Here is a 26,532-nt window from a genome sequence, read left to right as displayed (position 1 = left end):
GATTGCCGGCACCCCGCCTTCTTGCTGTCAGCCCCGGCCCGTCAGAGCTTGCGGCCGATCAGTTCCTTCATGATTTCGTTCGTGCCGCCAAAGATCCGGGTGACACGCGCACCGCGCCACATCCGGGCGATCGGGTACTCATTCATGTAACCGGCGCCGCCGAACAGCTGCAGGCACTTGTCCATCACTTCCCATTGCAGGTCGGTGTGCCACAGCTTCGCAGCGGCACCCTCTTCCGGGGTGAGCTCCTTGCGCAGGTGCCGCGCCAGGGCCCAGTCAAGATGCGCCCAGCCAACCTGAAGCTTGGCCTTGAGATCGGCGAGCACGAAGCGGCTGTTCTGAAAATCAAGGATCGGCTTGCCGAAGGCCTTGCGATCACGGGTGTACTCAACCGTCATGTCGAAGGCCCGCTGCGAACCGGCCATGGCCGAGACGGCGATCGAGAGGCGTTCCTGCGGCAGCTCGCTCATCAGGTAGATGAAGCCCATCCCTTCCTGCCCAAGGCAGTTGGTGATCGGCACGCGCACGTCCTCGAAGAACAGCTCCGAGGTATCTGCTTCGTCCTGCCCGATCTTGTCGAGGTTGCGGCCGCGCTTGAAGCCTTCACGATCAGCCTCGACCAGGACGATCGACACGCCCTTGTAAGCGGGCTGCACCTCGGTGTCGGTCTTGCAGCATACCAGGATCAGGTCAGCATTCTGGCCATTGGTGATGTAGGTCTTCGACCCGTTGATCACGTAATGGTTGCCATCCTTCTTGGCCGTGGTGCGCATCCCCTGCAGGTCTGACCCGGTGCCCGGCTCGGTCATCGCAATCGCGGTGATCACCTCACCCGAGACGAGCTTGGGCAGCCAGTGGCGCTTCTGCTCTTCCGAGCCATAATTGACGATATAGCTGACGACGATATCCGACTGCAGCGAGAAGCCGGTCGTCACCCCGCCATAATAGGCGCCTTCCTCATCGACGATGGCGTTGTAACCAAAATCGAGACCCAGGCCGCCGTACTCCTCTGGCACCGTCGGGCAGAGCAAGCCCAGCTCGCCCGCCTTGGGCCAGATCGATTTCGGCACAATCCCGTTCTCAGCCCACTGCGCGCCGTGCGGGGCGACTTCTTCCTGCATGAAGCGGCGCACCGTCTGGCGGAACGCCTCATGGTCTTCGGTGTAGGCGGTGCGGGCAAGTGAATCGAGCGACATGGGGGTTCCCTCTGGCTGACTTGGATTGGCCAAAGGTTTGACGTTGCCCCGCGCGCCGGTCAACCGGAATTTAATCGCCCGGTTAAGGGGCCGCCGCAACCTGTGCGGCGGCCAGCAGCTGCAGCCGGATCCGTCCCAGCCGCAGCGAAGGATTGGCCCGGTCGATCCGCAGTTGCCGGTCAAGTTCGGCCTTGATGCCCAGCGTCGCCGCGCTCGCCGCTCCGATCCGCAGGCGGTAATCGCCATAGGGCACGGAATCGAACAGGACATAACCGTCGAAGTCGCTCTGCACCTGGCGGAGCACCTGCCCAGCGGTATCGGTCAGTTCGATCACCACGCCCTCGCGCGGCTGGCCATCGGCGTCGAGCAACAGCGCCTCGACTTCGCCCGTCGGGGCAAGGCCAAGGCTAAGCTTTGCGGCCACGCCCGGTCGCGGCACAACGACCATACCCTGCCCCTTGGGCTGCAACAGCGGGTCGGGCAGGGTCCCCGAATCAATCGAAACAAGCACTGGCACAAACGGCGTCAGCCCATCGATCACCGCCCGGCCGGACCGGTTGGTCGGCGCCTCGGTGTGGCGGAAGCCCGCTTCGACCGTAACGCCCTCCACCAGCGCTTCACCGGCCTGGCGATGGCCATCACCGTTATCATCACGGAATACTTCGACGGCGGCCTGTCCGGTTTCGGCAAGGCGTTGGCGCGACATGCGCCAACCGCCGTCGACCGGATCAGGGCCCAGGCTAAAGCCCAGGGTTAGGCCAATTGACATGTGCCCGCGGGTATCGAGCCGGGCTTCGGTGCGCAGCGCAAAGCGATCAAACTGGCGGACCAGCCCGACCATGGCCTCGCTGCGGCGCGAAGTCGCATCGTGTTCATAGCCCAGCCGCAAGGTGGAATTCTGGCCCAGTGCGGATTCCGCGACTAGCTGAGCATTCTCGAACCCGCGGCGCTGACCATCCAGGGCAAAGCGCGCGGCCCCGCGCAGACGGACCTGCCCGAGCGCGGTGTTGGCGATCAGGTTCAGCTTGGTGCCAAGATCACCAGCAGCTGCCCCGCCGGGCTGGCCAGAGCTGGTCCGGCGCGTCAGTTCCGCCGCCAGCGAAGTTCGCCGCAGCTGAACCGCGGTGCGCATTAGCCACTCGCTAACCCTTGCCCCGGTCCGGCTCCGCAATTTGCGCAGACCCGCCTCAACCGGCAATCGCCAGGATCCCAGCTTGACCGACGAACTCAGCCGCAGGCTGTATTGCCGGCGCTGATCGGCCTCCACCAGCTCGCTTTCGTAGTCGCCATGGACCCACAGCGCTTCCGCATCATACCGGATCGGACCAATTCGCCCGAGCGCCTTGGCCTGGATGGCCCGTCCGGCACCAAGCTGCTGCGCGCCGCTCAATTCGAGCAGCATACGGCCCAGCGCCCGTTGAACAGTCCCTTCGATGTAGTGGTGGCGGCGATCGCCGAGCATCGCACTTTGATACTCAAGGCCAGCCGTGGTTCGTCGATCGATGCCGCGTTCGACACCGACCCCCCAGCGCCAGCCGGTATTCGGCGCGGCGAAGGTCTTTGACAGGTCGATCAGGTCTCGGCCGGAATCGACCACTCCCGCCCAATACCAGGTCTTGCCCGCAGGCAGGCTTTCAATCCCGACCGGTGCGCTGCTGCGCTCGCGCTTGATCTGGCCTTGCGGGCCGTAGAGCACGACTTCAAAGTCATTTTCGCCCCACAGCAGCTCGACATCATCGAACCGATAACGGCCATCGCCGCGATCAGCCTGGTAGGCGCGCAGTTCACCGTTGCGGTAAAGCTCGGCATCCCAACCCGCCGGAAGGGTCCCGCTCAGCGAAGTTACCCCAAACCGGCCCGGACGGTTCAGCGGGCGGTTGGAGACAAAGGCTCCCCGGCCATAGGCGGCCTGGTTGGTCAGGGCGCCGCGCAACGCCTCTACGTCACCCAGCGCCACCTGGGTTGCCTTCAGCGGACCAAGCATTTGGGCCGAGGGATCATTGCGGTAGAGCTTGAGGCGTAGCGAATCCGCACCCTTATTGGTGCTGCCAGCAAGACGGGCGCTATAGCTGAGGCCAAGGGCTTCGCCAGCCGCCAGCACTTCCAGCTGGGCATTGGCGCCGGCATTGCGGGCCCACTGCCCCTGAACCTGCACGTCGACCGACGGGGTGCGCCAGCCACGATAGGGCGTTGCTGCTTGCGGCAATTTGGCCAAGTCAAATTCCGTGACGCTGGGCGTGCGCAGTCGCGCGGCGCGACTTTTGCGCTCGATCGCCTCAAGGAACGGCAGCTTGCGATCGGATTCGAGCACGACCGCCAGGTTTGAAAGTTCGGCGCGGAAGCGGACCCCCATCCAACCGGAGAGCGCCTTGAGATCGACACACCACCCTTCGGGCGTGTCGTGGATCGCATCCTTGGCAATCGCATGCGCGCCGTTCATGTTTTGTACCGTATCGGCATCGCGATCGAGGGTGAAACGCTGATCCTCCGCAAAGAGCCACCCGGTTGCGCGGCGCGACTTCTTGTCGAGCCGCACCGGCAGGTCGAGCGCCTGGATCAGGTCGGCAAGGTCAACGCAGACGCCCGCCGGGGTCTGGTAACCGCGAAGGGGTTCGCCCAGCCGGTACTGGCCGCTGCGCAATTCCAACAGAAGCGAATCGTCTTCGCTGGCATGCCATGACTCCGCCTCGGCCGGAACGGCCGCCACCGCAACGCCGAAAGCCGCCCCAAACAGGGCGGCCAGGCGGCGCAGCGGGGTGCGGCAGTTCCTCATGACGTCAGGGTCCGATCGCCGATCAGGTCAGCGTACGGTTGAGGTTACGGCAGCAATCAGCTGCCCGCCGTTTTCTGGCAGTTCGCGGTATTCGATGCGGATCGGGCCGGTGAGCTTGCCGATCTGTTCGGCGGTCAGCGGGATCCGCACCGAGCGGCCCTGCACTTCAGGGTAGATTGCGACGCCCTTCAGGGCAAAGACCTGCTCGTTCCCGCGCTTGCCAAGGATTTCGCCATAGACAGAGCGTTGCCCGGTGCGGCGCATTTCGAGCTCAAGCCATTCCGCACCAGGATCGCCGCCGAGCCGCGGGTTGGCGATCGTCGCCCCCGCCTCAAGCCGCCCCTTGCGGATAAAGACCGGGATCGTGATGCCATAGACTGGGGTCAGGCGAATCGCGAGCTGGCCGGCCGCAGCCTGGTCCTGCATGGCTTCGGGCGAAAGCGCTGGCGGAATGGCGCGAAAGCTCATGTGAACGCGGTATTCGCCGTCGGGCAATTCAGCCGCCGGCCGCGCACTCAACCGGATTGCCTGTGGTTGCCCCGGAAGCAGGGTGATGCGCTTGGGGGCATAGCGCAGCATTTCCAGCGCAGCCTTTTCCGCGGCGCTGGCCTCGGCTTCGCTGACGTCGGCGAAGTCACCGTTTGCTTCCATCCGACGCAATTCAACGCCAATGCGATAGGTGGCCGCCTGGCTGCCGATATTGCTCAGGACAACCTCGGCATTGCCCGCGCCATTGATGATCACCCGGGTGGGTGCGACCAGCAGGTCGCCCTGTGCCGCAACCGGGGAGGTTACCCCCGCAGCAACGACAATGGCGAGGCCGGCAAAAAGATCGCGAATTCGACGTGTGATCAGCATTGGCTGCGAACCCCTGGCAGAAGCAAATCCTTGCCGGGATCTTTCGAACCATCCCCCGGCTTACGCCTAGGCCCTAGGGGAACAGGGTTAATTTCCCGCTAAGCATAGGCGAAGCCGGGACAAACAAGAAGGGCCGCACCCCAAGGATGCGGCCCTTCCAGTTCGAATGCAGCTGCCTGATGGCAGCCGGGACTATTCGGCTTACTGGTACTCGACAGAAACGCTGAAGGTGCCGTTATAGACGCCGGCAACCTGGCCCGAAGCGACAGTCAGGGTTCCGCCGATCGAGAAGTTCGACGAACCGGTGCTGCCCAGCTGGAAAGCGCCGGCCGGATTGGCATTGAAGCCGCTGATCGACATGGCTTCGGTGCCGCCCGAGCGGGTCAGGGTGGCCGAAGTCGGCAGCGTGAGTACGACGTTGGCATTCGGGGTGCCGGTTACGGTGAAGCCGGCCGGAGCGCGGGTGCCGGTCGAGATGAGCGTGCCCGACGAGCTCGCGGTCGAATCGGCATTAACGGTTACGCTGCCGCCGGTATTGGCGGCGATCTGGCCGAAATTCAGCGACGAGTTGGCCGTCAGAGTCAGCGTGGTCAGCACTTCCGCCGAAGCGTTGGCAGTGGCCGAAGTGGCCGCGGAGGCGGCCGAGGCAAACGAAACGGCGCTCAGAGCGGCACCGACAAGAGCGATACGAAGCGTGTTACGCATGATAATTATGATCCCTTCCAAGCAATCTAACCCGCAGCACCAAAGCGCTGCCGAATGGAAGACACTGCCCCATTCGCAAGTTTGCTTGTAGAATCACAGAGTTGTAGGATTACTTTATATTATGGTTAACAGATTGGCCCCAAACCTTAATATTTGAGCCCGGAAGAACCACTGAATTGGCTTAAGAAGCGCTAGATTCCACCGCCGGTCAAACGCTGGCAAATAAGGTCCAACTGGTCGAGCGTGCGATACCGGATCGTTACGGCGCCGGAACGGGGATCGGCGTCGGCGTTGATCCGCACGGACAGGCCCAAGAACTCCTCAAGATGCGCTTGAACGGCGGCAATATCGGCAGAACTGGCACCATCTCGCTCGTTGCGAGCCCGCCGTTGGGTGGTTGGTGCATCCTTGCGCCGCACCAGCCGTTCGACTTCGCGGACGGAAAGTTGACGAGACACCGCCTGGCTCGCAAGTTCTGCCGCATTTTCAATACCAACCAGCGCCCGGGCATGGCCCATCGATAGTTTGCCGCTCTCAACCAACGCGATCACGCTTTCCGGAAGAACCAGAAGGCGCTGCAAGTTGGCGACATGGCTGCGGCTCTTGTCGACCAGCTTGGCAATCTCCGCCTGGGTCAGCCCTTCGCCTTCAGCCAGCCGATGATAGGCCCGCGCCTCTTCAATCGGATTGAGATCTTCGCGCTGCAGGTTTTCGATCAGCGCAAGGGCCGTAACTTCACGCTCATCCAGATCGCGCACGATCGCGGGAATTTCGTGAAGCTGCGCGCGTTGGGCCGCGCGCCAGCGCCGTTCACCGGCAACGAGGCGCCACTTGTTGGCACCATGCGGCGTTACGATCACCGGCTGGATCACGCCGCGCGCTGCAATCGATGCAGCCAATTCATCAAGCGCGGCTTCATCAAAGTGACGGCGTGGCTGGCCCGGATGCGGGATGATCGACGCCACCGGCAAGACGGCCAACCCTTCATTTGACGTCGCGCCGCCTGCACCCGGCAGCGCAGCGGGATTGACCAGCGGCTCCTCGCGCCGCGTCTCGCCCAACAAGGCGCCAAGTCCGCGCCCAAGGGCAAGCGGCTTCTTCTTGGCAGCTGCCTGGGGTGCTGTACCAGTGGTGCTATCGTCGCTCATGCGGCTTTCCTTGATTCAGGCAGGCGGGCAATCAATTCACGGGCAAGCGCAATATAGGCCCGGCTACCTGCGCAGGAATGATCATAAACCAGCGCCGGCAAGCCATGGCTTGGCGCTTCCGAGAGGCGGACATTGCGCGGGATCACCGCTTCAAACACAAGCGGGCCAAGGCAGGAACGAACATCCTCAGCAACCTGGTCGGTAAGACGGTTACGCCGATCAAACATCGTCAGCGCCACACCGATGATGCCAAGACCCGGATTAAATCTCTGCTGAACGCGCTCCACCGTTTGGAGAAGCTGGCTCAAACCCTCAAGCGCGAAAAATTCACACTGCAGTGGCACCAGCAAGGTATCCGCCGCGCAAAGTGCATTCAGCGTCAACAGGCCCAGCGAGGGTGGGCAGTCGATCAGACAAATATCGTGGTCTGTGTCCGCAGCAAGCGCCTGAGCCAGTCGCGAGGTCCGGTTCTCGACAGCGACCAGCTCCACTTCGGCACCTGAGAGGTCGACCGTGGCGGGGACAATGTCGAGCCCGGGGATCCGTGTCGCCGCGACACAATCGCTTAGCGCAGCCTGGTCAACGAGCAGGTCGTAGGTCGACCGCTCACGATCATTGGTGCCAATGCCAATCCCGGTTGAAGCATTGCCTTGCGGGTCGAGATCCACCAGCAAGACCTTCCACCCGGTCGCGGCAAGGGCCGTGGCAAGATTGATCGCCGTGGTGGTTTTGCCCACCCCGCCCTTCTGGTTGGCGATCGCCATGCGAATCACGATTTCTTCCCCTTTTTGCCCAGTAGCTGGCCAACAATGACCCCGGCCTCTGGATCAGTCAGCGATTGTTCCACGTGGAACATGTGATTCCATCCCCGGAGCTCCAACAGTTCCTGCTGCGCCGAGCGCCCCTTCGGCAACAGGTAGAGCGTGTCCTTTGTGGAAAAGCGTGCGGATAGGTCAAGCAGTCGGACCAGTGGAGCAAAAGCCCGTGCCGAAATGACGCTGAAGGGTCGCGATTCCACGAGCTCAAGTCGCGCACCGACGACCCGCGCATGATCCAGCCCCAAAGCGATTCGCGCGCGCTCCAGCCATTCAACGCGGCGTGCGCGGGATTCGACCATGACAACTTCACAGTCGGGACGTAGAGCTGCGATCACCAAGCCTGGGAAACCCGCTCCAGTACCCAGATCGAGCCACGGGCGAGACGTTTCACGTGGAACGTGGGTGAGCAACTGGGCCGAATCGACAATATGGCGCTGCCAGACGACTGGAAGGCTCGCCGCCGCAACAAGATTCTGGCGGGCGTTCTCTTCAGCGAGCAATGCGATCAGGCAGGCGATCCGTTCCGCCGCTGCCGGATCCCATTCCGGCAGGGCTGCCAGCCAGGCCTGCGCTGCGGTTTCCGAAGTGATCATGCCGCGCGCTCCGCTCGGCGCCGGGCATGGACCAGCAGGGCCGCCAGCGCAGCGGGGGTAATGCCGGGCAAGCGTCCGGCCGCCGCCAGAGTGGCTGGCCGCGCCTTGCTCAACCGTTCGACCATCTCGCGCGAGAGCCCTGGAATGGAACCATAGGGGAAGTCATCGCCTAGTGGCAGGGCTTCACCTGCACGCATATCGGCCAGTTCGCTGTCCTGGCGGGCAAGATAGGGGGCATAGGCCGCATCCTCGGCCAACTCTTCTGCCAGATCCGGGTCCTCGGCAAAATTCTCACCAAGCCATGGGGTGAGCACGTTGAGATCGATCCCGGTGAACCGCAGCCATTCGCGCAATGGCTGGCGGCCCACGTCAGCGCGCACCGGCAGACCCGCGGCCGCCAGTTCATGGCCGGTCGCCGAAGCACCGAGCGCATCGTTCAGCCGCGCGCGCAGCGCTTCACGCCGCCGGTACCATTCCGCGCGCCTTGGCCCGACACAACCTGCAGCAAGCGCCAACGGTGTGAGCCGACTTGTTGCGTTGTTGGCCCGGAGGCGGAGCCGATATTCGGCCCGGGCGGTCAGCATCCGGTATGGTTCACTGACACCGTGGAGTGTCAGGTCATCGATCATCACCGCCATATAGGAATTCGCCCGGTCAAGCGCGATCGGGGCCTTGCCCAGCACATCAGCTGCAGCCGACATTCCGGCAACAAGGCCCTGCGCCGCGGCTTCTTCATAGCCCGTGGTCCCGTTGATCTGGCCCGCGCAATAGAGCCCGGGCATGTCGCGCAGTTCAAGGCTCTGACGCAGCGCGCGCGGATCGATATGGTCATATTCAACGGCGTAGCCAGGCACGACCATCTCAACCCGATCCAGCCCTTCCATCGTCCGCAACATCGCCAGCTGGACGTCAGCCGGAAGCGAAGTGGAAATGCCGTTGGGATAGACCAGATGGGTATCGAGCCCTTCCGGTTCGAGAAAGACCTGGTGCCCGTCACGATCGCCGAAGCGGTGGATCTTGTCTTCAATCGAGGGGCAATAGCGCGGACCCTGGGCGCCGATTGCACCGGAGAACAGCGGCGAGCGGTGGAGATTGGTGCGGATCACGTCATGGCTTCGTACGTTGGTCCGCGTGATCGCGCAGAACACCTGTGGGAGCACGCGTCCCGCACCGCCATTAGCCGACGGCAGCGCCGACATCGTCCAACCCTCAGCTTCAGATGGCTGTTCTTCCAGCGCGGCCCAATCAATCGTCCGGCCATCAAGACGCGGCGGGGTGCCGGTCTTGAGGCGGGCCATCGGCAAGCTCGCTTCGCGTAGCTGCGCGGCGAGGCGCTGCGCCGAAGCCTCTCCGATCCGGCCACCCACAATCCGCTCTTCGCCGCGAAACAGCACGCCACCCAGAAAGGTGCCAGTGCAAAGGACCACCGCGCGAGCCGCAAGCGCCGTGCCATCGGCAAGGTCAAGCCCGGTCACGCGTCCGCCAGCCAGCCGCAGGGCTGCCGCCTCCCCCTGCACCAGGGTAAGTGCGCCCTGCTGGCCCAACAGGTGCTGGACTGCCGCCTTGAAGCGCTTGCGGTCTGCCTGGACCCGCGGGCCCTGCACGGCGCTGCCCTTTGAGCGATTCAGCATGCGATAGTGAATTGCCCCGGCATCGGCAGCGCGGGCGATGATCCCGTCGCAGGCATCGACTTCGCGGACCAGGTGTCCCTTGCCAAGCCCGCCAATCGCCGGGTTGCAACTCATCGCGCCGATCGCATCGAGATCGAAGCTGACCAATGCCGTGCGCGCGCCCATCCGGGCTGCTGCCGCTGCCGCTTCCACGCCGGCGTGCCCGCCGCCCACTACGATGATGTCAAACTGGTCCATGTGTCTGGAGGCGGCCTTAGCCGAGCGATGTTTCACGTGGAACAGGTTTTGCACCCGGTCACTACTTCCCGATGCAGAACCGTCCAAACAGCGCATCGAGCATGTCTTCGGTCGTAACCCGGCCCAGCAGGCCATCGAATGATACACGGGCCAGGCGCAGGGCTTCCGCGACGAGCAGCGGGTCAAGCTCATCCTCTGCCGCCTGCAGGGCGCGCGCTGCTTCGCGCAGCAAATCATGCTGGCGCTGGCTGAGCGCCGCTTCACCTGGTTTGGGCAAGGCCTGCCGGGCCGTGGCCACCAGATCAGCGATCAGCGATTCGATCCCCTCGCCACTGACCGCCGACACGCGGTGGCGCGGATGGCGCTTGGCCGTGCCCTGCGGCCGGTCGGCCTGCGCAGAGATTTCCCAGGCCCCGGCCGGCCCCTGACCTTCGGGTCCAAGCCACAGCACCAGGTCAGCGCGGTCCAATGCCTCAAGCGCACGCTCGATGCCGATGGCTTCGACAACATCATCGGTCGCATCGTGCAGGCCGGCGGTATCAGCAAACAGAAAGGGTATCCCGGCATAGCCCACCGGCCGCGTCAGGACATCGCGCGTGGTCCCTGCGATCGGGGTGGCAATGGCGGCCTCGGATTGGACCAAAATATTGAAAAGTGTGCTTTTTCCGGCATTTGGTGGGCCGGCAATAACCACCCGGAAGCCTTCGCGGAGCGTCTCTGCCCGCGGCCGATCAAGCCAGGCGCCCAATTCCTGTCGCAACAGATCGATCTGTTGCAGGAAGTTGGCCGGAAGCGTGGCGACATCATCCTCATCGGCAAAATCGAGCACGGCTTCAACCGAGGCCGACAGACCCAGCAGACGCTCACGCCACTGTTCGACCTGCCGAGAAAATGCGCCGCCCGCCATGGCCAGCGCCGCTTGGCGCTGAAGCTCTGTCTCAGCCGAGAGCAGGTCGGCAAGGCCCTCAGCCTCGGCCAGGTCGATCCGGCCATTCACGAAGGCCCGCCGGGTGAATTCGCCCGGTTCGGCTGCCCGTAGCCCCGGCAGGGCTGCAAGCGCACCCGCTACTGCCGAGACGACCGCCCGCCCGCCATGAAGATGAAGCTCAGCCGTATCCTCACCTGTCGCGGTGTTCGGTCCCGGTAGCCACAGCACCAGCGCGCGATCGAGCACAGCCTTGGCCGAATCGCGCAAGGTTGCAGCCACGGCCCGGCGCTCGGCCGGAAGCCGGCCGGCGAGCGCTTGCAACGCCCCGCGTGCCGCCGGGCCACTTATCCGCACTACCGCGATTGCAGCCGGCGGCGCGCCGCTCGACAGGGCAAAGATCGTTTCAGCCATAATCCGTCAGGCGCACCGGTTAGGGTTCAGTCTTCGCTCTTCCTCTTGGAGCCAGCGGCAAAGGCGGCGCCATTCTCAACAAATTGCTGGAACAGCTTGAGGCCCATCTGGCCCATCGGCGCGATATTCTTGGCAATTTCCTGGATCTGGTCGACGTTGCCAGCACCCTTCATCGCCTTGGCAATGGCTTCGACATAAAACTGGTTGGCCTTGCCCACGTCGGGCAGGCCCAGGAACGAGCGCGCCTCTTCAGGGGTGCAGTCGATCTCGACATTGATCTTCATCACGGTCTCCTTGCCGGCGGTCCCAGTTCCGCGAGGCAAGCTGGCACAGGGCCTTGGCAAAGTCCATCCAGCCGACCTATTGCTAACGCCACACCCCTTCAGTTTGCGGAGCTTTCCCATGGCCACGAACACCCAGATCCCGTCGCTTGACGGTGCCGCCCAGATTCCCGCCTATCTTGCCCGTCCTGCTGGAACGCCCAAGGCAGCGATCATCGTCATTCCGGAAATCTTCGGGGTGAACCCGGGCATCCGCCAGAAGTGCGAGAGCTGGGCCAGCGAAGGCTATCTGGCGCTAGCCCCGGATATTTTCTGGCGCTTTGCTCCGGGCGTGGAACTTGATCCCGATGTACCCGAGCAGCTGCAGGAAGCCTTCGGCTATTTCGGGCAGTACGATCCGGACCTCGGCATTCAGGATATCGAAGCGGCAATCCATCACATTCGCCGCACGGAAGGCGTCAGCAAGGTCGGCCTGGTCGGCTACTGCCTTGGCGGCCGGATGGCCTATATGGCGGCTGCGCGGACCGATATCGATGCTTCGGTGGGCTATTACGGCGTGATGATCGATACCATGCTGAACGAAAGCCACGCGATCGCCAATCCGTTGATGCTCCATATCCCGACCGCCGATCACTTTGTGGGCCCGGAAGCGCAGGCGGCGATCCACGCCGGACTGGACAACCACCCCAAGGTGACGCTGCACGATTACGAAGGGTTGGACCACGGCTTTGCTGCCGAAATGGGCGACCGCCGCAACGAAGCCGGTGCTCAGCTGGCCGACGCGCGGACCAGGGAATTCCTGGCCGCGAACCTAGCCTGAGCTGTAACTGCCGATCGCCTGGAAGATCCGCGCGATGGCCGCGCGGTCTTCCTCGGGCACTTCGGGCCGCCAGATCTCGAACAACAGCACGACGCGGCGCTGCGGCCCGTCGTTCTTTGCCTCGTGTTCGATCGAATCGTCGAAAACAAGCGGCACCCCCGGCTCCCAGGTGCGCGTGTCGCTGCCGACGCGCAGCCAGCACTTGGGGGCAGTCAGCACGGGGATGTGGCAGATCAGCCGGGTGTTGAGCATCCCGCAGTGCGGCTTGATGTGGGTGCCGGGGAGCAGGCTGGACCAATGCGCATTGGGTGACCGGGAAGGAATGCGCGGCATGGGTGCCAGGTCCAGCGCAGCCATCGTTGCGGGACAGCGCGCGGCATTTTCCGCGACCACCGCGCCGTCGCGCCAGAAATAGAAAGCCGACCAGTCCTTGCGCTCCAGCAGGTGGTTGGCCGGAGCAGGGCGATCGGGATTGTGCCGGACATAAGGGTCAAAACCCGCATCGCCGTCAGCCACAACCTGGGCCAATTCATCCTGCATCGCGGGGACATGGGCCAGCATGGCTTCCAGCCAGGGAAATTCGGCCGGATCATAGAACCTGCGTTGCGGCAGCCCGGGATAATAGAACATCGTGGGTTGCTGAAGATGGATCTGGCGTTTGCCAGTCAACAGGTCGACCGCCTCGCGCATCGCCGGACTGAGGTCCTGGCCAAGCTCACCCAGCAGGTGGCCAGTGAAGTCGTCGGTCGCACTGGCAAGGTAGGCGCGGGCATGCGCTTCAAGCTGCGCCAGTTCGGGCGGAACGCGGCCATCGAAGGCCATTTGCGCCTGAGCCGTACGGTAGAAGCTGATCGCCGCCCGGGCATCGCCGGCCCGCTCGCGCAACAGCCCTTTCAGGAGCAACGCACCGACATCGCGAATTTCCCGCCCGAGTTGGCGGTCAATCGCGGCTTCCGCCGCATCGCCCTGCCCAAGCGCCAGTTCGGCATTGGCCAGGGCAATCCATGGAAAATCATCCGGCGGGGAACCGGCCGCCACCTGCCGCAGCAGCCCTGCCGCACGGGGCAGGTCACGCGCCGCCAGGGCCTGCATCCCCTCGGCAATGATCGTGCGGATTTCGCTGCTCATGGCCAAGCATAGGTCAGGCTGGAACTTTCGCGCAAGTCGCGGCACTATCCTGCCCGATCAGAGCGGAGGAGAGACCTGATGTCCAAACACCCCGGCGTTGCTGCATGGCATGCCTATATCGGCAACGAAACCCCCGAGGCGCTTGATGCGATGCTGGCTGACGATGCGGTGTTCCATTCCCCGGTCGTCCATACCCCCCAGGTCGGGAAGGCGATCGTCAGCAAATACCTGCTCTCGGCCGCCAAGGTGCTTAACGGGGATCACTTTGCCTATGTCCGCGAGCTGGTTGATGGCGACAATGCGCTGCTTGAATTCGTGAGCGAGATCGACGGGATCAAGATCAACGGGATCGATCTGATCCGCTTCGACGAAAACGGAAAGATCATCGATTTCAAGGTGATGGTCCGCCCGATCAAGGCGGTCAACAAGCTGTGGGAGATGATGGCCGCGCAGCTGCAGGCGGCGGGATAACCCCACCGCCTGAGCGCTGAACTTACTGGTTCATCGTCGCAAAGAAGTCTTCGTTGGTCTTGGAATCCTTCATCTTGTCGAGGAGGAATTCCATTGCGTCGATCGTGCCCATCTGCATCAGGATGCGGCGCAGGACCCACATCTTGGAGAGCTTGTCCTTGCCGACCAGCAGCTCTTCCTTGCGGGTACCGGACTTGCCGACATCCAGCGCCGGGAAGATGCGCTTGTCCGCAACCTTGCGGTCGAGCACGATTTCCGAGTTACCGGTGCCCTTGAACTCTTCGAAGATGACTTCGTCCATGCGGCTGCCGGTATCGATCAGCGCCGTGGCGATGATCGAAAGCGAGCCACCCTCTTCGATGTTGCGCGCCGCGCCGAAGAAGCGCTTAGGACGCTGCAGGGCGTTGGCGTCGACACCGCCGGTCAGAACCTTGCCCGAGCTGGGCACAACCGTGTTGTAGGCGCGGCCAAGGCGGGTGATCGAATCGAGCAGGATCACCACATCACGCTTGTGTTCGACCAGGCGCTTGGCCTTTTCGATCACCATTTCGGCAACCTGGACGTGGCGCGTGGCGGGTTCGTCAAAGGTGGAGGAGATCACCTCGCCCTTCACCGAACGCTGCATGTCGGTCACTTCCTCGGGGCGTTCATCGACCAGCAGAACCAATAGGAACACTTCGGGGTGATTGTCGGTGATCGCCTTGGCGATGTTCTGCAGCAGCACCGTTTTGCCGGTGCGCGGCGGCGCGACGATCAGCGCGCGCTGGCCCTTGCCCTGTGGGCTGATGATGTCGATCACCCGGGCCGACTTGTCCTTGACCGTCGGGTCGACCGTATCAAGGTTCAGGCGCTCATCAGGATAAAGCGGTGTGAGGTTGTCGAAGTTGACGCGGTGACGAACAACTTCAGGCTCGTCAAAGTTGACGCTGATCAGCTTGGTGATCGCGAAATAGCGCTCACCATCCTTGGGCGCGCGGACTTCGCCTTCAACCGTATCGCCGGTGCGCAGGCCCCATTTGCGGACCTGGTTGGGCGAAACGTAGATATCGTCGGGACCGGCCAGATAGTTTGCTTCCGGGCTGCGCAGGAAGCCGAATCCATCGGCCAGCACTTCGATGGTGCCCTGGCCAATGATTTCCTCGCCATCTTCGGCCAGTTCCTTGAGGATCGCAAACATCAGGTCCTGGCGGCGCATCGTCGATGCGGCTTCAACCTCAAGCTCTTCGGCCATCTCGACCAGCTCGGCGGGGGTTTTCTTCTTGAGTTCTTTAAGATGCATTGGCTTGGCATTTCCGAAAGATGCGCAGTGGGCGCAGGCTGTGATGGCCGGTCGATCGATGGGCTTGGAGAAAGCGGATCGCAGCGCGTCGTTTGTGGTGCGCGCCCTTGCCGGACCGCTCGCAGATAGGCCTTTGCGCGAAAGCGGTCAACGCTGCAGCGTCAGAATGGCTTCACGATGACCATGATTGCAATCAGCACCGTGGCAATCCCGGGAACTTCGTTGAGGATGCGCAGCTGCTTGCCTTCCAGCCGGCGCTGGCCATGGGCCAAATCGGCCGCATAGCCCGCCATCCAGACATGATAGGCACTCAGGATCAGCACCAGGCCCAGTTTGGCATGGAACCAGGGCTGCAGGAATGCACCGATCGACAGGGCCAGGGCAAGGCCAAGTAGCCAGGTAACGGCCATGGCCGGCCACAGGATAATCCGCAGCAGGCGGCGTTCACGGTCAATCCACCGGGCCTCTTCGGGCGAGCCTGGCTCAGCCTCCTGATGGTAAACAAAGAAGCGCGGCAGCATGAAAAGCCCCGCCATCCAGAAGATCACGAAAGTGATATGGCCAGCCTTGAGCCACAGGTAGGTCATCGAAAGCACCCACGACAGCATTGGAACATCATACTAGCGCTTCCACCCGCGCACCAGCGCCAGCAATTGCCCGACATGCTCGACCGGCGTGGTCTGGCCAATGCCATGGCCCAGGTTGAAGACATGCGGACGATTGGCAAAGGCATCGAGAATATGCAGCGCCTGACGTTCCAGTTCGTCACCGCCGGCCAGCAACAACAGCGGATCAAGATTGCCCTGGACCGGCATGCCGGCCGGCAGTTCGCGCGCCGCCCAGATTGGATCGATCGTTTCATCGATCCCGATCGCGTCCACGCCGGTCTCGCGCGCATAGGCTGCAAGCTTTTCGCCGGCACCCTTGGGAAAGCCGATGACCGGCACATTCGGGAACCGCGCCTTGAGCTGGCGAACGATTGCGGCGTTGGGGGCAATTACCCAGCGTTCAAATTCGCTGGGGGCCAAGCTGCCTGACCAGCTATCGAACAGCTGAACCGCTTCGGCCCCGGCCTGGATCTGCCCGATAAGGTATTCAACCGTCACGGTGACGATCGCATCAATGATTGCCTGAAAACCTGCGCGGTCGCGGTAGGCCAGCGCGCGGGTGTCGTGCTGATCCCGGCTGCCTTCGCCGGCGACCATATAGGTCGCGACGGTCCAGGGGCTGCCGGCAAAGCCCAGCAGCGTCTTGTCTGCCGGTAATGCAGCTTTCACCTGGCGCACGGTCTCATAGATCGGGCTAAGCCGTTCAGGCACGGCAATCAGGCTGCCAAGCGCTGCATCGAGCAGGCGAGGTGAAAGATGCGGTCCTTCGCCAACCAGGAACTGCAGGTCCTGGCCCATGGCATAGGGAACGATCAGGATGTCTGAGAACAGGATTGCCCCATCGAATCCGAACCGGCGGATCGGCTGCAGGGTAATCTCGGCCGCGGCCTCACTATCATAGACAAGGTTCAGGAATCCGCCCTTGCTGGCTCGCAGTGCGCGGTACTCTGGCAGATAGCGACCAGCCTGGCGCATCAGCCAGACGGGCCGCTCGGCCGTGTTCTCGCCAGACAGGGTACGCAGGAGCAAACCGGGCATTTCGTGAGTCCAATCAAAATCTAGAATAGATTCTTATAAGGTTTTTGTAGGTTGTTGGCCCTGTGGAAAGCGGGGATTGGCGCCCCTTGCCTGAATTGTCCCGGGCTGAACAGGGGCAAGCGTAGCTGCGAATCCGCAGCCTGATGCGTCAAGCAGAGGTTGTCCCCACTGTCCCCAGCCTGTGGGAATCGTTATCCCCCTGTCCACAAGGTCTGGGCGGAGTGGCCGGAAGCGGGCAGGGAATCTGTCCCCGAACTTGTCCCTGAGCTTATCCCGTGGTTTATGCGGCAGACTGTCCACAGGGGTGGTCCAAATTCCCGATGCCGCGTCTGCACCTCCATCTCTTGTCTGATTCCACCGGCGAAACGCTGGAGATGATTGCCAAGGCGGCACTGGCCCAGTTTGAAGGGGCTGAGGTCAGCCGCCATTTCTGGCCAATGGTCCGCTCGCTTCAGCATCTTGACCGGATCATGGGCGAGGTTGCAACCAATCCGGGGCTGGTTTTCTTCACCTTGGCGAACGCCGACATCCGCGCGCGGCTGGAAGAACGATGCCGCGCCCTTGGTTTGCCGGTTGTCCCCGTGCTTGACCGCGCCGTTGACGCGCTTGAGACTGCGCTTGGCCAACATCCGCATGCCCGTCCGGGCCGGCAGCACGCGATGGATGAGGCCTATTTCGCCCGCGTTGACGCCATTCATTATACCATTGCGCATGATGATGGTGTTGCCTGGGAAGATTGGGAAGAAGCCGACATCGTCCTGGCCGGGGTTTCGCGGACTTCGAAGACGCCAACCTCAATCTATCTCGCCAACCGCGGCTACAAGGTGGCGAATATTCCGATCGTGGTGGAAAGCCCGCCACCTTCGGCCCTGTTCGGGCTGAAGCATCCGCTGGTGATCGGGTTGACCACTGCGCCCGAACGGCTGGTCCAGGTTCGGCGCAACCGGTTACTTTCGCTCAATCAGGCGCCCGAGACGACCTATGTCGATCAGCAATGGGTCACCAGCGAGGTGCAGTATGCGCGGCGGATGTTTGCCGATAACAATTGGCCGGTGATTGACGTTACCCGTCGGTCGATTGAGGAGACCGCCGCGGCCGTGATCAATATCTATAATGAATCGATTTCTGCGGAGAAGCAGCGGTGAGTTCCCTGATCCTCGCCTCACAAAGCCAATCGCGCAAGGCGATGCTGAGCGAAGCCGGCGTGCCCTTTATTGCGCGGCCTGCCCAGGTGGACGAGCGTGCGATCGAAGCGGGCATGACCGGGGCAAAGCCCGGCGAAGTGGCCCTTGCGCTGGCGCGGGCCAAGGCGCTCGCCGCGGCGGACCGCGCGTCCGGGGACTGGGTGCTTGGCAGCGATTCACTGGTGTCGGTCGCAGGGCGGCGCTTTGACAAGCCGGGCAGCCGGGAAGAGGCGGCTGACCATCTTCGGTTCTTCTCGGGCAAAGTGATGGAACTGCACAGCGCCGCGGCGCTGGCCCGGTCCGGGCGGGTTAATTGGGATCACGCCGATCTTGCCCGTCTGAAAGTGCGCGAACTCTCGCCTGCATTTATCGAAAGCTACCTTGCGCAAGAATGGCCGGCGGTCAGCGGCTGTGTCGGCGTGTTCCGGATCGAGGCGCTGGGGGTGCAACTGTTTGAAAGCATCGAAGGCAGCCATTTCACCGTGCTGGGCATGCCCTTGCTGCCAGTGCTGGCTGCGCTGCGCGCACGCGGAGCGCTGGCGGCATGAGCAAGTCCTATGCCGAAGTGATCGGTGATCCGATTGCGCAATCGAAAAGCCCGGTAATTCACGGCTTTTGGCTTAACCTTGTGGGGATCGACGCCGAATATCACCGCTGCCACGTTAAACCAGAAGGCCTGGCGGATTACCTTGTAGCCCGGCGCGGCGATGCGTTGTGGCGGGGCTGCAATGTTACCATGCCGCACAAGCAGGCGATCATGCCGCTGTTGGACCGGCTGGATCCCGAGGCAGCGCGAATTGGCGCGGTCAACACGGTAGTGCGCGAAGCCGATGGCACGCTTACCGGTTACAACACCGACGCGCCTGGCTTTCTTGAGCCGGTCCGGCCGAAACTGGGGGAAGAGCCCTATCGCTTTGCCTATGTGATCGGCACTGGCGGCGCCGCGCGAGCGATCATTGACGCGCTGTTTCATGCCGAATTCATGATCTGGTCGATCAGCCGCAACCCGGCCAAGGCCAAGGCAGAATTCGGGCACTATCTGGGCGATGATCCCGAGTTCCTGATCGATCTGGCGGAATTGAAACCCGGCCCCTTGCGGCCGGCCGACCCGGAAGTGTTCAGCCTGATCGTCAATGCCACGCCGCTTGGCATGACCGGAAATCCGCCGCTCGATCTGCCCTGGGGCGGGTTCCTGGGCAATGCTACGGTGTATGACATCGTAACCTCTCCCGCCGACACCGCCCTGCTGCAGCAGGCCCGCGCGCAAGGTTTGGCAACGATCGATGGCCTTGCCATGTTGATCGGCCAGGCGGCTGTTGCATTCGAGAAGTTCTTTGGCGTCGCCGCGCCGCGGGGGCAGGATGCCGAATTGCGCAAGCTGATGACGCGATGAGCGGACACCGCCCGTTTATCCTCGGCCTTACCGGATCGATCGGCATGGGCAAATCGGCCGTTGCCGCCATGTTGCGTGGGCTGGGGGTGCCAGTGTTCGATGCCGATGCGGCGGTGCACGAACTGCAGGGACCGGGCGGGGCCTGCCTTGGCCCAATCGAGCGCGCTTTTCCCGGAACGACCGGACCGCAGGGAGTTGACCGGCCGAAGCTGGGGGCCGCGGTTTTCGGCAATCCGGAAGCCCTGAAGCTGCTGGAATCGATTGTTCATCCAGAAGTTGCTGAAATGCGCCGTGCGTTTCTGGCCGACAACGCCGCTGCGCCGCTGATCGTTTTCGACATTCCGCTGCTGTTTGAAAAGACCGGCAACCACGGGCTTGATGCGGTGGCCGTGGTTTCCGCCCCGTTCGAGCAGCAGCGCGAACGCGTACTGGCCAGGCCAGGGATGACCGAGGAAAAGTTTGCCCAGATCCTGAAGCTCCAGGTCCCCGATGCCGACAAGCGCGCGCGGGCCGATTATTTGATTGATACCGGCATCTCGCTCGCTGAAACGCGCCATGCGGTGCAGAGCCTCGTTCACACAATCACTGCTGCGCAGATTTAGTCGATTCGCCCTCTTGCCAGCGCGTGAAGGTGGGCCGATATCAGTCTGGAAATGCGCGAGATCATTTTTGACACCGAGACCACGGGGCTTGATCCCAGGAGCGGTGACCGGCTGGTGGAAATCGGCTGCGTCGAAATGGTTAATCGGGTGACGACGGGCGCAACCTTTCACTGCTATCTCAACCCTGATCGTGACATGCCGGCCGCTGCCGAAGCGGTGCACGGCCTTTCCGCGACATTCCTGTCAGACAAGCCTCGCTTCCACGAAAAGGCAGCCGAGTTTCTGGAATTCATCGGCGATTCAATGCTGGTGGCGCACAATGCCGGGTTCGATTTCGGCTTCATCAATATGGAGCTGGAGAAGTGCGGGCTCGATCCCGTTGGGCGGGATCGGATGATCGATACGGTCGCCCTGGCGCGGATCCGCCATCCCGGGGCGAAGAACTCGCTCGATGCGCTTTGCACCCGCTATGGCATCGATCGCAGCCACCGCACGTTGCACGGCGCATTGCTTGACGCTGAATTGCTGGCCCAGGTCTATGTTGAGCTTACCGGCGGGCGGCAGATCGGTTTGGAACTTGCAGCCGAATCAGCGGGTGCTGACTTGGCCGAACCGGTTGCCCGTCTGCAGCGCGAGCGGCCCTTCCGCGAGCCCCGCCCGCACGCACCCAGTGAAGAGGAACTATCCGCCCACACCCAGTTTCTCGACCTGCTCAAGGAGCCACTCTGGAGATCTTGAGCAGGCCAGGTTGATACCAAGGAGAAGTCTTATGGATATCCGCGTTTCCGGCCACCAGATCGATACCGGTGAGGCTCTTCAGGCCCATGCCCAGGAACGACTGTCCGGGATTGTTGGCAAATACTTCTCGCGCGCCTTGTCCTCAACCATCACCTTCAACCGTGCCCCGGCTGGTGCTTTCCGCGCCGATATCGTCACCCATGTGATGCAGGGGCTGGTGCTCAAGGGTGCGGGCATTGCTCATGATGCCCATGTCGCCTTCGATCAGGCGGCAGAAAAGATCGACAAGCAGCTGCGCCGCTACAAGCGCCGCCTGAAAGATCGGCACGAGGAATCTGCCCACGCCATGAAGGCGGAAGAAGCGGCCTATACCGTCTTTGTCGAACCGGACGCCGAGGTTGAGGAAGTCACGATCGATGCTCCGGTGGTGATCGCCGAGACCCGGGTTGATGTGCCCGAGGCGACCGTTTCCGATGCGGTGATGATGCTGGATCTGCGCAACACGAACGCCTTGCTGTTCAAGAACGCCGGCACCGGCAGGCATAATATGGTTTACCGCAGGGGCGATGGCTCGATCGGGTGGGTTGAACCTTCCTAGCCAAGGGTATAAGGGCCGCGGCAACCTTTGGTGAGGGTGAGGGGTCGATGGTGCGGACGCGTTTCCGCCGCCCTTGCCCCTTGGCCGCGCCAAGCCCACCAGTTTCGGACATTTCCTACTGCCATGACCGGACTTTTCACGCTCTCGCCTGATGCCGTCGCCACCGTGGCCGCAGATAGCAAACACGCGATTCTTGAGCAGCTTTCGCAGCGATTCGCAGCAGTTTACGGGCTTGATCCGGTCACGGTTCTGGAACGGATTGAGGAGCGTGAGCGTCTGGGGAGCACGGGTTTTGGCCGCGGCGTCGCAATTCCCCATGCCCGCCTGCCAGGACTTCCCCGCCCTGTTGCGGTGTTTCTGCGGCTGGATGCTCCTGTCGCCTTTGATGCCGCCGATGGCATGCCGGTGGGTCTTGTATTCGGCCTGCTTTCGCCCGAATCGGCGGGTGCCGCGCATCTCCACGCCCTCGCTGCGATCAGTCGGATGATGCGCGACGAGGCCATGCATGCGGCCCTGGCTGAAGCCCCGGGGGCCGAGGCACTTTACGCGCTGCTAGCCAATGTCATCGATCGCGACGCCGCCTGACGCTGCGCCAAGCGGCGCGGCAGTCCACTGGCGTGCGCTCGAAAGCCTTTATGCTTCGGCGCCCATCAACCGTCTGTTCGATTCCGAGCTGACGGTTACCGGCGCGGGCGCGGCGCGGATTGCTTTTACCGTGGACGAGCGCTGCTTTCATGCCGCCGGCGCCGCCCATGGCACGATCTATTTCAAGATGCTCGACGATGCGGCCTTCTATGCTGCCAACACGCTGATCACCGATCGCTTCCTGTTGACCACCGCCTTCAACCTGCACTTCACCAAGCCGGTTCGTGCTGGCCGGGTGATTGCCGAGGGGCGCTGGGTTACGGGCCGTAAACGCGTGCTGGTTGCTGAAAGCCGATTGGTTGACGAAGAAGGCGAAGAGATTGGCCGCGGGACCGGAACCTTCATGCGCAGCCGCATCGCCCTTTCCGGCCTGCCCGGCTATGCCGCGGTCTTGCAGGCGGCCGCAAGCTGACCGAGGAGCCCCGCCTTCCCGCGCACCTCGAGGTTGGGGCGCTGATCCGGCGGGTCGGAGCCGAGGGCGGTTTTGCCAGCGTGCTGCAAAAGGGCGAGCCGGATGGCGGGACGATTCTTGTCGTCCTGACCGAGCGCGGCACCGGGGCGCGAGTCTATGAACGCATGCCGCGCGCGGACGGAACCCGCGCCTGGCAACTGTCCCGCCGCGAAGATCCCGACAACAAAATCGAATTGCAGGAATGGCTTGATCGGCGGGGTTTCCAGGATCCGGACCTGTGGATTGTCGAACTGGACATCGCGAACGGTGAACGGTTCATCGGAATAACCTGAACCTCAGATTGACTCTGCTGCACTGCGGAAACAAGGGGCCGGACCTTTTGTTTGTGCGCAGGCGGCGCGGGCGGCATTTCAGCCCTTCGCGCTAGCACGCAGACGGGGGACAACCGGCAGGTTTCTCGGCCGGGGGCAGTTTGATTTCGGTTTCTCCGCCCCCATCCCAGCCTGTGCAGGTCGGTCCACCGCCCAGTAAGACGGTTGAATGCTTCGCATTTCGAATAGTACCAAGCTGAACCGCGCCAGCCTTATTGCTGTCGTGGCATCGGCGATGATGATTGTTGTGAGCGCCGATGGTTCGGGCGCGGCAGCAGAGGCTCTGAAGCCCGCTGCGATCCAGACTGAACCGACCCTCCCCGTGATTTCCCAACCGGTTGTCCAGCCGCTGCCCCAGGCCGAAGCGCCGGGCGATGCCGCTGCGGCCGGTGCCGATGAAGCGCCGCGCGCTGTCAGCCTGGCAGAACTGGTTGCCCAGCAGCCCGAGCCGGCCGATCTCTCGCGTGAGCTTAACTGCCTTGCCAGCGCCATCTATTACGAAGCCAAAAGCGAAACGCTGAACGGCCAGCTCGCCGTCGGCCGCGTGATCGTGGCCCGTTCGAAGTCGGGCCGTTTCCCGGATTCGTACTGCGGCGTGGTGTTCCAGCCGTCGCAGTTCTCGTTCGTGCGCGGCAATAGCCTTCCGGCCACGCCCAAGGCGTCGCGCCAGTGGAAGAACGCTGTCGCCGTGGCCCAGATCGCCCACGAAGGAACCTGGCGCAGCCCGGTGGAGGGCGCGCTGTTCTTCCACGCTGCTTATGTCAGCCCCGGCTGGCGGCTGACCCGGATGGCCCGGGTCGATAACCACGTGTTCTATCGCTAAACGGGTTGGGGGGCTGCGGCCCCCCTTCTTGCATCAGTTGGGCTTGTGAAGCTCGATCCATACCGGCGCATGGTCGCTGGCTTTTTCGCGCCCGCGATATTCCTTGTCGACACCGCAGGCTTTCAAACGGTCGGCCAGTTCGGGTGAGAGCAGGACATGGTCGATCCGGAAGCCGTGATCGCGCTGCCAGGCTCCGGCCTGGTAATCCCAGAAGGTCCAGACCCCGCCGCCCGGATTGTGGGTGGCGATCGCGTCGGTCCAGCCATCGGCCAGCAGCCGCATATAGGCATCCCGTGATTCCGGCTGCATCAGCGCATCATCAGCCATGGCGGCCGGAGCCCAGACATCGCGATCGGTCGGGATCACGTTATAGTCTCCCAGCACCACGGCCGGGACTTCCTCTGCCTTGATTGCCTGCATGCGGGCACGGAGCCGCTCCATCCAGGCCAGCTTGTAATCGAACTTGGGCCCAGGCTGCGGATTGCCATTGGGAAGGTAGATGTTGATGATGCGCGTATCGAACACATCAACCTCAAGATAGCGGGCGTGCTCGTCAGTCGGATCGCCGGGCAGGCCTTGCTGCACCACCTGCGGGGTTGTGCCGTCAGCCAGAACCGCAACGCCGTTGAACCCCTTCTGGCCATGCCAGACGGCATGATAGCCGATCTTCTCAAACTCAGCGGCGGGGAAGCCTTCGTCCTGGGTCTTGATTTCCTGCAAGCAGGCAACTGCCGGGCGGGTTTCCTCCAGCCATTCGAGCAGACGCGGCAAACGGGCCTTGATCCCGTTGATGTTGAAGCTGGCGATGCGCATCAGGAATTCAGACCGCGAAGCTGGAGCCACAGCCGCAACCGGCGGCAGCGAGCGGGTTTTCGACCTTGAAAGCCGAGCCGCCGAGCGAATCCACGAAGTCCACGACGCTACCGGCCACCAGATCAAGGCTGACCGGATCGACCACCAGCTTCACGCCATCGGTCTCGACCACCAGGTCATCGCCCTCAATGCTTTCAGCCAGACCAAAGCGGTATTGGAAGCCGGAACACCCGCCACCTTCAACCGACAGGCGCAGGGCCGCCGGTTTGCCCTGCTTGTCGGCAATCAGCGCAATCCGCGCGGCAGCCGCGGGGCTGAGGGTCATTGTCGGGGTTTCCATGTCCCCGATGTAAGCCGCGCGGGCATTACCCGCAAGGCCGCTGGGCGTTCAGGCGCTCTGGATATAGCTGCGCATGGCCTGAGCTTCGGATTCGATTCGCTCAATCCGGTATTTGACCAGATCCCCGATCGAGATGAAGCCGACCATGGCCTTGCCGCGCACCACCGGCAGGTGCCGGACCCGGCGCCGGGTCATCAGGCCGAGCGCTTCAAGCACTTCGGTCTGGGGATCAACGGTAATGACCGGCGCGGTCATCGCCGCGCCAACCGGACCATCGAGCATGGCCGCGCCATGCTGGGCCAGGCCATAGACCACGTCACGCTCGGAAAAGATGCCAACAATCGATCCGTCCTGCGTCACCGGCAGGGCGCCGATCCGCTTTTCGGCCAGCAGGGCGACGGCCTCGCCCACGCTGGCAGTGCTTTCGATGGAGATGATGGGGCCGCTGCGGCCTTCGATCAGGCGGGCAATAGTCATAACGATACTCCCCTCTAGACCAAGGAGGATGACACGAAGTGGCACGATTGGCGAGTCCGCGACCAAGGTCTACTTGCGCTGTCCCGCTGGGAGGCGCAAAGGCGCGGCGATGACCCAATCTCCGCTCGATAATCCTGAGATCGCCGCGATTGCCTGGGCGCGCTACAAACGCCTGATCAAGCGCTGGAGCCTGGTGACCCTGGCAGTCTGCGTGGTGCTGATTGCCTATCTGGCCTGGGAATTCGGCCTGCCTTCAATTCACCTCTATATCGCGACGGTGCTGGGCATCGCCGGGGTAATCATGCTGACCGTGGCGTTGATGGCCTTGCTTTTCCTGTCGAGCGGCACCGGCCACGACGAATCGATCGACGACCGGGAATAGTCTCAGGCTGGCGGGTTAAGCCGGAATTCTTCGACCGGTACACCGCCAATCAGGTGTTCCTGGATGATCCGCTCCAGCACTTGCGGCGTGCAGGAATGATACCAGGTCGGTCCCGGCCAGACCACGGCAACCGGGCCCAGCGCGCAGACCCGCAGGCAGCCGACCTTGTTGCGCAGCACCCCGGTATGGCCGCCCAGCCCAAGCTCGCCGAGCCGCTTTTTCAGAAACAGCCATGCTTCATGCCCTGAGGCGCGGTCACAGCATTTGGGTTCTTCGGGGTCAGCGCAGAGAAAGATCTGCCACCGCGTATCGAACCCACCCAGCCGCGCCAGGGTGCGCTCGGCCAGTTCACGTTGGGCGGGGTCGACTGACAGGACCCTTAGCCCTTCTTGCCGACGATCCGTGCGATCTCGGCAGCAACCATCCGCTCAACCAGAGCCGGCAGGTTCTTGTCGAGCCATTCGGCCAGCGCCGGGCGCAGCAATTCGCGGGTCAGCCCTTCCAACGAGGTCTCGCCCGAGCGGACGATCTGCGGTGGTGCGCCGGGTTCTGCCAGCATGGCCAGCGCGGCCAGCGATTCGCGCATCGAGGTGGCGGTGTATTCGGGCAGCAGCGGGCCGCCCTCTGCATCCTCAACCAGCTCGGCTGATGCATCGAGTTCGAAGATATCGTCTTCATCGAATGCTTCAGTAGCAGCGTTCTTGAGCCCGCGCTCCTGGCGCTCTTTGCGTTCGACGGCAGCGCCGGCGCGGTTGTCGCGCGCGATCACCTTCTTGATCGAATCGAGGATTTCCTCGACCGACGGTTCACCTGCCTGGCGCATGCCTAAAC

General features: G+C 63.0%; 32 protein-coding genes. 13 read left to right on the top strand and 19 right to left on the bottom strand.

The window, feature by feature from the left end; genetic code table 11:
- Positions 1-41: 41 nt before the first annotated feature.
- The 10 genes from RQP55_RS09175 to RQP55_RS09130 form a co-directional block, all read right to left on the bottom strand.
- The gene (locus tag RQP55_RS09175) at positions 42-1,196 is read right to left on the bottom strand and encodes an acyl-CoA dehydrogenase family protein (RefSeq protein WP_315609883.1); all 1,155 of its coding nucleotides are present in this window, start codon (positions 1,194-1,196) and stop codon (positions 42-44) included.
- Between the two features lie 82 nt (positions 1,197-1,278).
- Entirely contained in the window at positions 1,279-3,969 is a 2,691-nt protein-coding gene (locus RQP55_RS09170) for a carboxypeptidase-like regulatory domain-containing protein (protein WP_315609882.1), read from the bottom strand.
- Between the two features lie 27 nt (positions 3,970-3,996).
- Complete coding sequence (locus RQP55_RS09165; protein ID WP_315609881.1) at positions 3,997-4,827, bottom strand: molecular chaperone; 831 nt, start codon at positions 4,825-4,827, stop codon at positions 3,997-3,999.
- A 201-nt stretch (positions 4,828-5,028) separates the two neighbouring features.
- A complete protein-coding gene (locus tag RQP55_RS09160) occupies positions 5,029-5,532 on the bottom strand; it encodes a DUF4402 domain-containing protein (RefSeq protein WP_315609880.1) in 504 nt (167 codons plus the stop codon).
- Between the two features lie 191 nt (positions 5,533-5,723).
- The gene (locus RQP55_RS09155; RefSeq protein ID WP_315609879.1) at positions 5,724-6,680 is read right to left on the bottom strand and encodes a ParB/RepB/Spo0J family partition protein; all 957 of its coding nucleotides are present in this window, start codon (positions 6,678-6,680) and stop codon (positions 5,724-5,726) included.
- Positions 6,677-7,453, bottom strand: a complete 777-nt coding sequence (locus RQP55_RS09150) for an AAA family ATPase (RefSeq protein WP_315609878.1) — start codon at positions 7,451-7,453, stop codon at positions 6,677-6,679. Before RQP55_RS09150 ends, RQP55_RS09155 begins: the two co-directional genes overlap by 4 nt.
- A complete protein-coding gene (gene rsmG, locus RQP55_RS09145) occupies positions 7,450-8,091 on the bottom strand; it encodes a 16S rRNA (guanine(527)-N(7))-methyltransferase RsmG (protein WP_315609877.1) in 642 nt (213 codons plus the stop codon). The genes RQP55_RS09150 and rsmG overlap by 4 nt, the downstream gene beginning before the upstream one ends.
- Positions 8,088-9,959: a tRNA uridine-5-carboxymethylaminomethyl(34) synthesis enzyme MnmG gene (gene mnmG, locus RQP55_RS09140; RefSeq protein ID WP_315609876.1), complete on the bottom strand. Its 1,872-nt coding sequence runs from the start codon at positions 9,957-9,959 to the stop codon at positions 8,088-8,090. The genes rsmG and mnmG overlap by 4 nt, the downstream gene beginning before the upstream one ends.
- Before the next feature lie 61 nt (positions 9,960-10,020).
- Positions 10,021-11,298, bottom strand: coding sequence for a tRNA uridine-5-carboxymethylaminomethyl(34) synthesis GTPase MnmE (gene mnmE / locus RQP55_RS09135; RefSeq protein ID WP_315609875.1), 1,278 nt, complete (start codon positions 11,296-11,298; stop codon positions 10,021-10,023).
- Positions 11,299-11,324: 26 nt separating this feature from the next.
- Positions 11,325-11,582, bottom strand: coding sequence for a DUF6489 family protein (locus tag RQP55_RS09130; RefSeq protein WP_315609874.1), 258 nt, complete (start codon positions 11,580-11,582; stop codon positions 11,325-11,327).
- Positions 11,583-11,700: 118 nt separating this feature from the next.
- Between RQP55_RS09130 and RQP55_RS09125 the strand changes: the two genes are divergently transcribed.
- Positions 11,701-12,399, top strand: coding sequence for a dienelactone hydrolase family protein (locus tag RQP55_RS09125; protein WP_315609873.1), 699 nt, complete (start codon positions 11,701-11,703; stop codon positions 12,397-12,399).
- On the opposite strand, the gene RQP55_RS09120 is transcribed toward RQP55_RS09125, so the two are convergent.
- The gene (locus RQP55_RS09120) at positions 12,391-13,527 is read right to left on the bottom strand and encodes an aspartyl/asparaginyl beta-hydroxylase domain-containing protein (protein WP_315609872.1); all 1,137 of its coding nucleotides are present in this window, start codon (positions 13,525-13,527) and stop codon (positions 12,391-12,393) included. The genes RQP55_RS09125 and RQP55_RS09120 overlap by 9 nt on opposite strands.
- Before the next feature lie 78 nt (positions 13,528-13,605).
- On the opposite strand from RQP55_RS09120, the gene RQP55_RS09115 reads away from it, so the two are divergent.
- Positions 13,606-13,998, top strand: coding sequence for a nuclear transport factor 2 family protein (locus RQP55_RS09115; RefSeq protein ID WP_315609871.1), 393 nt, complete (start codon positions 13,606-13,608; stop codon positions 13,996-13,998).
- Between the two features lie 22 nt (positions 13,999-14,020).
- On the opposite strand, the gene rho is transcribed toward RQP55_RS09115, so the two are convergent.
- From rho to hemE, 3 genes are all read right to left on the bottom strand, one after another.
- Positions 14,021-15,277, bottom strand: a complete 1,257-nt coding sequence (rho, locus tag RQP55_RS09110; protein ID WP_315609870.1) for a transcription termination factor Rho — start codon at positions 15,275-15,277, stop codon at positions 14,021-14,023.
- Positions 15,278-15,438: 161 nt separating this feature from the next.
- Positions 15,439-15,885, bottom strand: a complete 447-nt coding sequence (locus tag RQP55_RS09105; RefSeq protein ID WP_315609869.1) for a CopD family protein — start codon at positions 15,883-15,885, stop codon at positions 15,439-15,441.
- A 12-nt stretch (positions 15,886-15,897) separates the two neighbouring features.
- On the bottom strand, positions 15,898-16,923 hold the full coding sequence (gene hemE, locus RQP55_RS09100) for a uroporphyrinogen decarboxylase (protein ID WP_315609868.1): 1,026 nt from the start codon (positions 16,921-16,923) through the stop codon (positions 15,898-15,900).
- A gap of 320 nt (positions 16,924-17,243) precedes the next feature.
- Here hemE and RQP55_RS09095 point away from each other — a divergent pair, with 320 nt between their 5' ends.
- From RQP55_RS09095 to RQP55_RS09050, 10 genes are all read left to right on the top strand, one after another.
- Positions 17,244-18,068: a pyruvate, water dikinase regulatory protein gene (locus tag RQP55_RS09095; protein ID WP_315609867.1), complete on the top strand. Its 825-nt coding sequence runs from the start codon at positions 17,244-17,246 to the stop codon at positions 18,066-18,068.
- Positions 18,065-18,655 (top strand): Maf family protein, encoded by a 591-nt coding sequence (locus RQP55_RS09090; RefSeq protein WP_315609866.1) that lies wholly within the window; start codon positions 18,065-18,067, stop codon positions 18,653-18,655. Before RQP55_RS09095 ends, RQP55_RS09090 begins: the two co-directional genes overlap by 4 nt.
- Complete coding sequence (locus RQP55_RS09085) at positions 18,652-19,500, top strand: shikimate dehydrogenase (RefSeq protein ID WP_315609865.1); 849 nt, start codon at positions 18,652-18,654, stop codon at positions 19,498-19,500. The genes RQP55_RS09090 and RQP55_RS09085 overlap by 4 nt, the downstream gene beginning before the upstream one ends.
- Positions 19,497-20,102: a dephospho-CoA kinase gene (gene coaE / locus RQP55_RS09080; protein WP_315609864.1), complete on the top strand. Its 606-nt coding sequence runs from the start codon at positions 19,497-19,499 to the stop codon at positions 20,100-20,102. Before RQP55_RS09085 ends, coaE begins: the two co-directional genes overlap by 4 nt.
- 51 nt (positions 20,103-20,153) lie before the next feature.
- Positions 20,154-20,840: a DNA polymerase III subunit epsilon gene (dnaQ, locus tag RQP55_RS09075; RefSeq protein ID WP_315609863.1), complete on the top strand. Its 687-nt coding sequence runs from the start codon at positions 20,154-20,156 to the stop codon at positions 20,838-20,840.
- 31 nt (positions 20,841-20,871) lie between these two features.
- The gene (hpf, locus tag RQP55_RS09070) at positions 20,872-21,438 is read left to right on the top strand and encodes a ribosome hibernation-promoting factor, HPF/YfiA family (protein WP_315609862.1); all 567 of its coding nucleotides are present in this window, start codon (positions 20,872-20,874) and stop codon (positions 21,436-21,438) included.
- A gap of 123 nt (positions 21,439-21,561) precedes the next feature.
- Complete coding sequence (locus RQP55_RS09065) at positions 21,562-22,023, top strand: PTS sugar transporter subunit IIA (protein WP_315609861.1); 462 nt, start codon at positions 21,562-21,564, stop codon at positions 22,021-22,023.
- On the top strand, positions 21,998-22,495 hold the full coding sequence (locus tag RQP55_RS09060) for a PaaI family thioesterase (RefSeq protein ID WP_315609860.1): 498 nt from the start codon (positions 21,998-22,000) through the stop codon (positions 22,493-22,495). The genes RQP55_RS09065 and RQP55_RS09060 overlap by 26 nt, the downstream gene beginning before the upstream one ends.
- Entirely contained in the window at positions 22,492-22,827 is a 336-nt protein-coding gene (locus tag RQP55_RS09055) for a DUF1491 family protein (protein ID WP_315609981.1), read from the top strand. Before RQP55_RS09060 ends, RQP55_RS09055 begins: the two co-directional genes overlap by 4 nt.
- A gap of 274 nt (positions 22,828-23,101) precedes the next feature.
- Positions 23,102-23,689, top strand: a complete 588-nt coding sequence (locus RQP55_RS09050) for a cell wall hydrolase (RefSeq protein WP_315609859.1) — start codon at positions 23,102-23,104, stop codon at positions 23,687-23,689.
- Between the two features lie 33 nt (positions 23,690-23,722).
- Here the strand turns inward: RQP55_RS09050 and xth are convergent, their stop codons facing one another.
- The 3 genes from xth to RQP55_RS09035 all read right to left on the bottom strand — a co-directional run bounded on the left by xth (position 23,723) and on the right by RQP55_RS09035 (position 25,319).
- Positions 23,723-24,502, bottom strand: a complete 780-nt coding sequence (xth, locus tag RQP55_RS09045; protein ID WP_315609858.1) for an exodeoxyribonuclease III — start codon at positions 24,500-24,502, stop codon at positions 23,723-23,725.
- 7 nt (positions 24,503-24,509) lie between these two features.
- Positions 24,510-24,827 carry a HesB/IscA family protein gene (locus tag RQP55_RS09040; protein ID WP_410000281.1) on the bottom strand — a complete coding sequence of 106 codons (318 nt, stop codon included), beginning with the start codon at positions 24,825-24,827 and terminating at the stop codon, positions 24,510-24,512.
- A gap of 63 nt (positions 24,828-24,890) precedes the next feature.
- Positions 24,891-25,319 carry a CBS domain-containing protein gene (locus RQP55_RS09035; RefSeq protein ID WP_315609856.1) on the bottom strand — a complete coding sequence of 143 codons (429 nt, stop codon included), beginning with the start codon at positions 25,317-25,319 and terminating at the stop codon, positions 24,891-24,893.
- A 109-nt stretch (positions 25,320-25,428) separates the two neighbouring features.
- On the opposite strand from RQP55_RS09035, the gene RQP55_RS09030 reads away from it, so the two are divergent.
- Positions 25,429-25,701, top strand: coding sequence for a hypothetical protein (locus RQP55_RS09030; RefSeq protein ID WP_315609855.1), 273 nt, complete (start codon positions 25,429-25,431; stop codon positions 25,699-25,701).
- Positions 25,702-25,703: 2 nt separating this feature from the next.
- Here the strand turns inward: RQP55_RS09030 and RQP55_RS09025 are convergent, their stop codons facing one another.
- Both RQP55_RS09025 and RQP55_RS09020 read right to left on the bottom strand, forming a co-directional pair.
- The gene (locus tag RQP55_RS09025) at positions 25,704-25,880 is read right to left on the bottom strand and encodes a hypothetical protein (RefSeq protein WP_315609854.1); all 177 of its coding nucleotides are present in this window, start codon (positions 25,878-25,880) and stop codon (positions 25,704-25,706) included.
- A gap of 200 nt (positions 25,881-26,080) precedes the next feature.
- A complete protein-coding gene (locus RQP55_RS09020) occupies positions 26,081-26,524 on the bottom strand; it encodes a DUF2497 domain-containing protein (RefSeq protein WP_315609853.1) in 444 nt (147 codons plus the stop codon).
- Positions 26,525-26,532 lie beyond the last annotated feature (8 nt).

The sequence above is a fragment of the Novosphingobium sp. APW14 genome (genome assembly GCF_032337075.1).
Taxonomy (GTDB): Bacteria; Pseudomonadota; Alphaproteobacteria; order Sphingomonadales; family Sphingomonadaceae; genus Novosphingobium.
This window is presented reverse-complemented; position numbering and strand designations above follow the sequence as displayed.